The organism is Saccharomonospora saliphila YIM 90502 (genome assembly GCF_000383795.1).
GTDB classification, from domain to species: domain Bacteria; phylum Actinomycetota; class Actinomycetes; order Mycobacteriales; family Pseudonocardiaceae; genus Saccharomonospora; species Saccharomonospora saliphila.
The window spans coordinates 31,929-38,756 of the sequence record NZ_KB912698.1; the positions used below are offsets into that span (position 1 = coordinate 31,929).

A 6,828-nucleotide genomic window follows, 5' to 3' on the forward strand; every position below is an offset into this window, starting at 1 on the left:
TGGGCGGACGGGGACGGCGCGCCCGCCTCCGGCGAGCCGCGCGCCGCGCACCCGGACACCGACGGGCAGGACGGCGCCGACGAGACCGGTCTCCTCGACCCGCTGACCTCCCGGGAGCGTGAGGTGCTCGGCTGGCTCGCGGAACTGCTGACCACCGAGGAGATCGCCGAGCGCATGTTCGTCTCGGTGAACACGGTGCGCACCCACATTCGAGGCATCCTGCGCAAACTCGGGGTGAACCGGCGCAACGCCGCCGTACGCAAGGCGCGGACGCTGCGCCTGCTCGACGGGTGAGCGTGCCGGGTCGACTACGGCGGAACGGTCCGGCGGGAGCGGGCCGGGCGGTCCGCGCCTCGATCGAGATCGTCGCCGCCCGCGCCGTCGGGCCCGGGCCGCGCCGCGTCCGGCTGACCGCGACGGCGGGAACACGACGCGGGCGGCGGACCACTCAGCCCAGCTCGCGAAGCAGGTCGCTGTAGGAGCGCGCCTCCAGGTCGGCGGAGCGAATCTCCAGCAGCCGCAGGTACTCGTCGCACTGCGCCCGCAGCACGTCGGTGCCGAGGTCACCGTCGTAGTCGATCGCCTCGACCTCGAGGAACGAGCCCAGGTCCTCCACGGTGTCGAGGTGGAACTTGACGTTGCCGAGCCAGAGGATCCGCCTGCTCTTGCGCACCACGACGTCCCGGTCGAGCGCGGCGTCGAGCACCGCGTCCAGCGCGCGGTCGGTGCCCAGCGGGTACAAGCTGACCAGCGACTCCTTCGGAGCGTTGCCGTCGGGTCGGTCGTAGTGGATCAGGTTGTTCTCGATGCCGCCCCTGCGCAGCTTGAGGCGTCCCCTGGGCACCCTGTAGTAAACGTCGGTCTGCGCGTCGGTGCCCCGCTCCGTGGCTCCCAGCGCGAGCAGCCGCCGCGCGAGTCCGTCGGGATCGGCGCAACGCGCCTTCAGCTCGACATTGCGGTGTGTCATGCCGCCATGATCGCCGGTGGGGACGTCAGGGCGGCCACCACGGCGGCGCCCGGACGCCGCGGCACGGTCGTGCTCACGCTGGACGACGACCGGAGCCGACCTGGCGGAAGCGGGGGGATTCGAACCCCCGGAGCCTTTCGACTCGCTCGCTTTCAAGGCGAGTGCATTCGGCCGCTCTGCCACGCTTCCCTGCTCGCCCGAGGGTAACGCCTCAGTCGTCGAGCACGGACAGGTGTGTGAGGATGCGCGCGAACGCGCTGGCCACCGTTTCCTGGTCCGCCTCGCTCAGATGGTCGACGAAGTGCTCGCGCACGCCCGCCACGTGGGACGGTGCGGCACGCCGGAGGACCTCCGCGCCGAGATCAGTCAGTTCGGCGGTGACACCGCGGCGGTCGTCGGGATCGCGACCGCGGCGGACGTGGCCGACCCGCTCCAACCGGGCGATTTGGTGCGAGAGCCTGCTCTTGGTCGAGCCGAGCATGGTGGCCAGCTCGCTCATGCGCATCCGCCCGGCCTCGGCGTCGGAGAGGCAGACGAGCACCTCGTAGTCGATCAAGGACAGACCGTGCCGCTCGGTCATCTCGCGGTGGAGGCGCTGCCGCAGCATGAGCGTGGACACGATGTAGCTGCGCCAGGCCCGCATCTCGGTGTCGGACAACCAGCGCGCCTCGCCCGAATCATCGGTCATAACCACGCAGAGTAGAGAATCGACGCCGAGTTGCCACCACCGCGTCCACCTGTCCGAGCATTCCTGACGGACAGTGACAAATTGCGGTTGTCATATTGCTGCGAAAGGAGCAATGTTGAGGGTATGCGGGCGGGTCACCGGTTTCCGGGGTGGCCCCGCCCCGGGGCACCGGGTCGGCGACTCGGCCGGGAAGGGAACAGGTGGTGCCGTGACGAACGATTCCGCGCGGTCGGCCGATCCGCCCTCCCGCGGTGGGGACGCTCCCACGGCAGGACTCGGCGGGTGCTCCCGATCCCGCGGCCGGGGTGGAGAACCGGCCCGGTCGTGACGAGAAGAGGGCAGCGCTTCCGGGCGCGGACCCGGACGGCGGTCGACCGGATCGCGACACAATGGACAACCTCGGTAGGTCCCGGGTGCGACCAGTGGCGGTCGCACCCGGGACGCTGTCGGCACACTCGTGGCCGTGCGGCCGGTCAGGCCAGGGCGCTGTGGCCCTCGGCGGCCTGGGAGGCCATCATCCGCTGCGAGGCGCGCTGCTGGGCGATCTTGCCCCGGTCCTTCGGGCTCTGCGGGGCCACGCCGTTGACGTCCTCGGTGCTGAGGGCGTACTGGCCGGTCACGTAGGCCATCGCGTCGCCGTTGCGGTCCAGGGCCACGCGATCGACGTTGCCGAGGTGGTCGCACTCCGTGTGGTAGCACGGGTCGAAGGCCGCACCGGCCTCGCCGCCCCACTTGGCGGCCTGCTCCTCGGTCTTGATCACCTCGGCGCCGGTGAACAGACCGCCCGCCGGAATGCCCACGGCGATGAACTCGCCGTAGTCCGACCGGCCGTCGAAGTCGCGGCCCTCGGTGGGCACGCCGACGGAGTTCTCCAGGTAGTCGACGAAGGACGCTTCGATCTGTGCCGAGCCGTACGGGCCGGGGCCCGCGCCCTCACCGTCGGAGTCGTCGCCGTCGTAGACGAAGTACCCGGCGTTCGGCGATCCGATCATGTCGAAGTTCAGGTACAGCGCGACGTCGAGCTGCTGCTCGAACGACAGCGAGTTGACGTAGTGGGTGGAGCCCACCAGGCCGAACTCCTCCGCGCCCCACCAGGCGAAACGGACCTTGTTGTTGACCTTGGCGTTGCCGCCGAGGGCGAGCGCGGTCTCCAACAGGGCAGCCGAGCCCGTGCCGTTGTCGTTGATGCCGGGGCCTTCGGTCGCGCTGTCGAGGTGCGCGCCTGCCATCACGACGTTGTCGTCGCGGCCGGTCGTGGTCTCGGCGACGACGTTGTAGGTGGTGCGCTCCTCCATCAGGGCGCGCAGCTCCAGGGTCACCTCGGTGCCGTCCAGCTCGGCCAGCGCCTCGCCGTCGGCCTTGGTCGTACCGCCGATCGGGATGACGCCCGCGTCCGGGTCACCGAGGGTGCCGTTGACCATGCCCGCTTCGTTGTTGTAGACGAGCGCGCCCACAGCTCCCGCTTCCGCGGCAGCCTGGCCCTTCTGGGCGAAGGTGCAGGCGCCGCGCTGGATGAGCGCGATCTGCCCGGTCACGTCGCCGAAGTCGGAGGCCTCGCAGCCCGGTGTGTCGTCCGGCTCGATCGCGGCCAACGGCGCGGTGATGCCGCCCTCGGGGGTGGACGGGCTGTAGCTCATGATCGTGACCGGGTGGTCGGTGCCGTCCACGACGAGGCTCTCGGCGAGCGTCTCGCTGTAGGTGAACGGGAACTCTTGCCGGGTCACGTCGAACCCGGCCCGCTCCAGCTTGGCCGCCACGTACTCGGCCGAGCGCTGGTATCCCTCGGTGCTCGCGGCGCGGTTACCGCCGCTGCTGTCCGCGATGCGCTGCATCGCGATCAGGTGCCGGTTGACCTTGTCGGCGTCGACCTGCTTCGCGAGCCGGTCGGGCAGGTTGGGGTTGGCGAGCGGCTCACCCGTGGCGGTGGCCGCGCCCGCGAGCGTGAGACTCGCGCACGCCGCGAGGGCGACGGCTGGTCTCAACTTGGCCCGGATAGATGACATTCGCAATCCCCTTCGTCGTCACAGTGTGCGATCACTTTTGTTCCTCGACGTACGAAAATCAAGCTCCGTTCGTAGGAACGTGTCCCTGACGGCACTCGGGTGGTGGCCTACAGTCGCGGTATGCGAGCGATCATGCTGCGGGAACCGGGTGAAGCGGGCAATCTCGTGTGGACCGAGGTGGACGACCCGGTCGCGGGCGCCGACGAGGTCGTCGTCGACGTGGCCGCGAGCGCGGTGAACAGGGCGGATCTGCTCCAGCGGCAGGGCAACTACCCGCCACCGCCGGGCGCCAGCGACGTGCTCGGCCTCGAGTGCTCCGGCACGATCGCCGAGGTCGGCGCCGACGTGTCCGGCTGGCGGGTGGGCGACCAGGTGTGCGCGCTGCTCGCCGGGGGCGGCTACGCGCAGAAGGTGGCCGTGCCCGCCGGACAACTCCTTCCTGTACCGCCCGAGACGGACCTGGTGGCCGCGGCGGCACTGCCCGAGGTCGCCTGCACCGTGTGGTCGAACGTCGTCTCCCACGCGGGACTCACCTCGGGTGAGGTGCTGCTGGTGCACGGCGGCGCGGGCGGCATCGGCACCCACGCCATCCAGGTCGGCAAGGCACTCGGCGCCACCGTGGCGGTGACCGTCGGCTCGGACCGGCGTGCGGAGCGGTGCCGCCAGCTCGGCGCCGATCTCGCGATCAACTACCGGGAGAAGAACTTCGCCGAGGTGCTCAAGGCCTCCACGGGCGGCGCCGACGTCATCCTGGACCACCTGGGCGCGGCCTACCTCGGCGACAACGTCGACGCGCTCACCACCGGCGGCAGGCTCGTGGTCATCGGGTTGATGGGCGGCGCGAAGGCGGAGCTCAACCTCGGCGCGTTGCTGCGCAAGCGCGCGAGCGTCGCGGCGACCACCCTGCGGGCACGGCCCCAGGAGGAGAAGGCGCGCATCGTCGCCGACGTGCGCGAGCACCTGTGGCCGATGCTGGAACTGGGCACCGTGCGCCCGGTGATCGACCAGGCGATCCCGCTGCCGGACGCCGCCGAGGCCCACCGCGCGCTCGAAGCGGGCGGCGTGTTCGGCAAGATCCTGCTCACCGCCCGCTGACCACGCTCCACTCGCGCGTTGTCATGTCGTCAAGGCCTCCTTCACTGCACTCAACGCAGTAAAGGGGGCCTTGACGGCACGCCAACACGCCTTAGGCGAGGTCGTCGAGAGCGTGGACGAGGTGGGCGACCTCGGTGGTGTTGGAGTAGTGGGCCAGATTGACGCGCAGGGCGCCGCCGACCTCGCCGACGCCGAGCGAGGCGAACACCCCGCCGGCACCCTCGTCGGCGAACACGCACACCCCGCGTTCGGCCAGATGCCGGGCGACGTCGACGGCCTTGCGGTCGGTCACGGTGAAGGCGAGCGCGGGGATGCGCCGCACCGCGTCGCCGAGCACCATGACATGACGCATCGACCGCAGTTCGGTGGACAGCTGCGCGAGCAGCCCCGCCTGATAGGACTTCGCCGAGCCGAGCGAGGTCAACAACCGCTCCCGGCGCGAGCCCGCGGCCGCGTCGTCGAGTTCGGCGAGATAGTCCACCGACGCCGTGAGCCCGGCGAGCATCGGGAAGGCGTGCGGGCCGAGTTCGAGCCGTTCGGGCCCGCGGGCCGCCGGGTCGAGCGCCACGGGACCGACGCGCTCCAACAGCTCCGGATCGCGGAACACCAGCGCCGCCACCGCGGGCCCGCCCCAGGCCCGCGCGGAGACCACGAGCACGTCGGCGCCCAGGTCGCCGAGGTCCTGCGGGACGAACGGCGCGGCGTAGGTGGCGTCCACGACGACCAGTGCCCCGGCCCGCCTGGCGATCTCGACGACGGTGGACACCTCGGGCCGCGTGCCGACGGCACCGGACGCGCTGGTGACAGACACCGCCTTGGTGCGCGGTCCGACCAGCTTCTCGTACTGCCACGCGGGCAGCTCACACGTCTCGATGTCGATCTCGCCCCACCGGACCTCGGCGCCGACGCGCCGGGCGGCGCGCAACCACGGCGCGACGTTGGCCTGCTCGTCGATCCGGGAGACCACGACCTCGTCACCGAGGGTCCAGGTGTCGGACAGCGCGTCGACGAGCCGGGAGAGCAGCACGGTGGCACTCGGGCCGAGCACCACGCTGCCCGGATCGGCTCCGACGAGGTCGGCCACGGCGTCACGCGCGGAGGAGACGATGCCCTCCGCCTTCCGAGCGGCGGGGAACACCCCGCCCGGCTCCGAGACCGGCGCCCGCATCGCCGTGGACACCGCCGAGGCGACCTGCTCGGGCACGAGCATTCCGGCGGAACCGTCAAAATGCACCCAGCCGTCACCCAAAGCGGGGAACAACCCACGTATTCGAGCGACGTCGAACGCCATGCGGACACCGTACGGACGGGTAATCTCGCGCCGTGTCCGGGGTTGCCCTGGGCCGACCCCGCGAGGGCCGTGGCGACTACTCTGGGCAAGGGTGTCCGACGTAGGCCGCGTCGGTCGGCACGAGCATCCGGCGGCGGCCGCTTCGAACCAAGCCAGGATGGAGCGTATGACCGAGCCGAGAACACCAGATCCCCACGCGGACGGCACGCAGGACGACGGGTCACAGCACGTGATGGTGGTGGGGCCGGACGGAACACCGATGGGTTCGGCGCGGATCAACCCGGGCGAGCCCGACAAGAGCGAGTCGGTCGGCGACATGGTCGAGGAACCGGCCAAGGTCATGCGGATCGGCACCATGATCAAGCAGTTGCTCGAAGAGGTCCGCGCCGCGCCGATGGACGAGGCCAGCCGCAACCGGCTGCGCGAGATCCACTCGACCTCCATCAAGGAGCTGGAGCAGGCGCTCGCCCCCGAACTCCAGGAGGAGCTGGAACGGCTGGTGGCTCCGTTCACCGCCGAGAGCACGCCGTCGGACGCCGAGCTGAGGGTGGCGCAGGCGCAGCTCGTCGGCTGGCTCGAGGGCTTGTTCCACGGCATCCAGACCGCGCTGTTCGCCCAGCAGATGGCCGCACGGGTGCAGCTCGAACAGATGCGCAGGGGGCTGCCGCAGGGCCATGGCGGCGGGATGCCGGGTGCCGGCGCGGGCGAGCAGCCCGGCCCGGGCATGGCCACCGGGCAGTACCTCTGACGCGGACCTTCGGAACCCGGCGCCGGTGAGCGCGGC

At 71.1% G+C, this 6,828-nt stretch carries 7 protein-coding genes and 1 tRNA gene; 3 read left to right on the top strand and 5 right to left on the bottom strand.

The features are described 5' to 3' along the window. The coding region (locus SACSA_RS0115810) for a response regulator transcription factor (RefSeq protein WP_028661932.1) at nt 1–294 on the top strand (294 nt) is incomplete at its 5' end. A 154-nt stretch (nt 295–448) separates the two neighbouring features. Here the strand turns inward: SACSA_RS0115810 and SACSA_RS0115815 are convergent. The 4 genes from SACSA_RS0115815 to SACSA_RS0115830 all read right to left on the bottom strand — a co-directional run bounded on the left by SACSA_RS0115815 (nt 449) and on the right by SACSA_RS0115830 (nt 3,658). After that, nucleotides 449–967 carry a class IV adenylate cyclase gene (locus tag SACSA_RS0115815; protein WP_019818619.1) on the bottom strand — a complete coding sequence of 173 codons (519 nt, stop codon included), beginning with the start codon at nt 965–967 and terminating at the stop codon, nt 449–451. 101 nt (nt 968–1,068) lie between these two features. Beyond that, nucleotides 1,069–1,156, bottom strand: a tRNA-Ser gene (locus SACSA_RS0115820). Nucleotides 1,157–1,178: 22 nt separating this feature from the next. Next, nucleotides 1,179–1,655 carry a MarR family winged helix-turn-helix transcriptional regulator gene (locus SACSA_RS0115825; RefSeq protein WP_019818620.1) on the bottom strand — a complete coding sequence of 159 codons (477 nt, stop codon included), beginning with the start codon at nt 1,653–1,655 and terminating at the stop codon, nt 1,179–1,181. A gap of 473 nt (nt 1,656–2,128) precedes the next feature. Then, complete coding sequence (locus SACSA_RS0115830; RefSeq protein ID WP_028661933.1) at nt 2,129–3,658, bottom strand: M28 family metallopeptidase; 1,530 nt, start codon at nt 3,656–3,658, stop codon at nt 2,129–2,131. Between the two features lie 120 nt (nt 3,659–3,778). Between SACSA_RS0115830 and SACSA_RS0115835 the strand changes: the two genes are divergently transcribed. Beyond that, nucleotides 3,779–4,753 carry an NAD(P)H-quinone oxidoreductase gene (locus SACSA_RS0115835; protein WP_019818624.1) on the top strand — a complete coding sequence of 325 codons (975 nt, stop codon included), beginning with the start codon at nt 3,779–3,781 and terminating at the stop codon, nt 4,751–4,753. Between the two features lie 91 nt (nt 4,754–4,844). On the opposite strand, the gene SACSA_RS0115840 is transcribed toward SACSA_RS0115835, so the two are convergent. Further along, nucleotides 4,845–6,044, bottom strand: coding sequence for a cysteine desulfurase-like protein (locus SACSA_RS0115840; protein ID WP_028661934.1), 1,200 nt, complete (start codon nt 6,042–6,044; stop codon nt 4,845–4,847). Between the two features lie 166 nt (nt 6,045–6,210). On the opposite strand from SACSA_RS0115840, the gene SACSA_RS0115845 reads away from it, so the two are divergent. Next, nucleotides 6,211–6,792, top strand: coding sequence for a bacterial proteasome activator family protein (locus SACSA_RS0115845; RefSeq protein WP_019818626.1), 582 nt, complete (start codon nt 6,211–6,213; stop codon nt 6,790–6,792). The last annotated feature ends 36 nt before the right edge of the window (nt 6,793–6,828 follow it).

Excerpts from the sequence above, each read along its gene's own strand:
- SACSA_RS0115815 (WP_019818619.1), bottom strand. The coding sequence starts at position 967 with ATGACACACCGCAATGTCGAGCTGAAGGCGCGTTGCGCCGATCCCGAC.
- SACSA_RS0115825 (WP_019818620.1), bottom strand. The coding sequence starts at position 1,655 with ATGACCGATGATTCGGGCGAGGCGCGCTGGTTGTCCGACACCGAGATG.
- SACSA_RS0115830 (WP_028661933.1), bottom strand. The coding sequence starts at position 3,658 with ATGTCATCTATCCGGGCCAAGTTGAGACCAGCCGTCGCCCTCGCGGCG.
- SACSA_RS0115835 (WP_019818624.1), top strand. The coding sequence starts at position 3,779 with ATGCGAGCGATCATGCTGCGGGAACCGGGTGAAGCGGGCAATCTCGTG.
- SACSA_RS0115840 (WP_028661934.1), bottom strand. The coding sequence starts at position 6,044 with ATGGCGTTCGACGTCGCTCGAATACGTGGGTTGTTCCCCGCTTTGGGT.
- SACSA_RS0115845 (WP_019818626.1), top strand. The coding sequence starts at position 6,211 with ATGACCGAGCCGAGAACACCAGATCCCCACGCGGACGGCACGCAGGAC.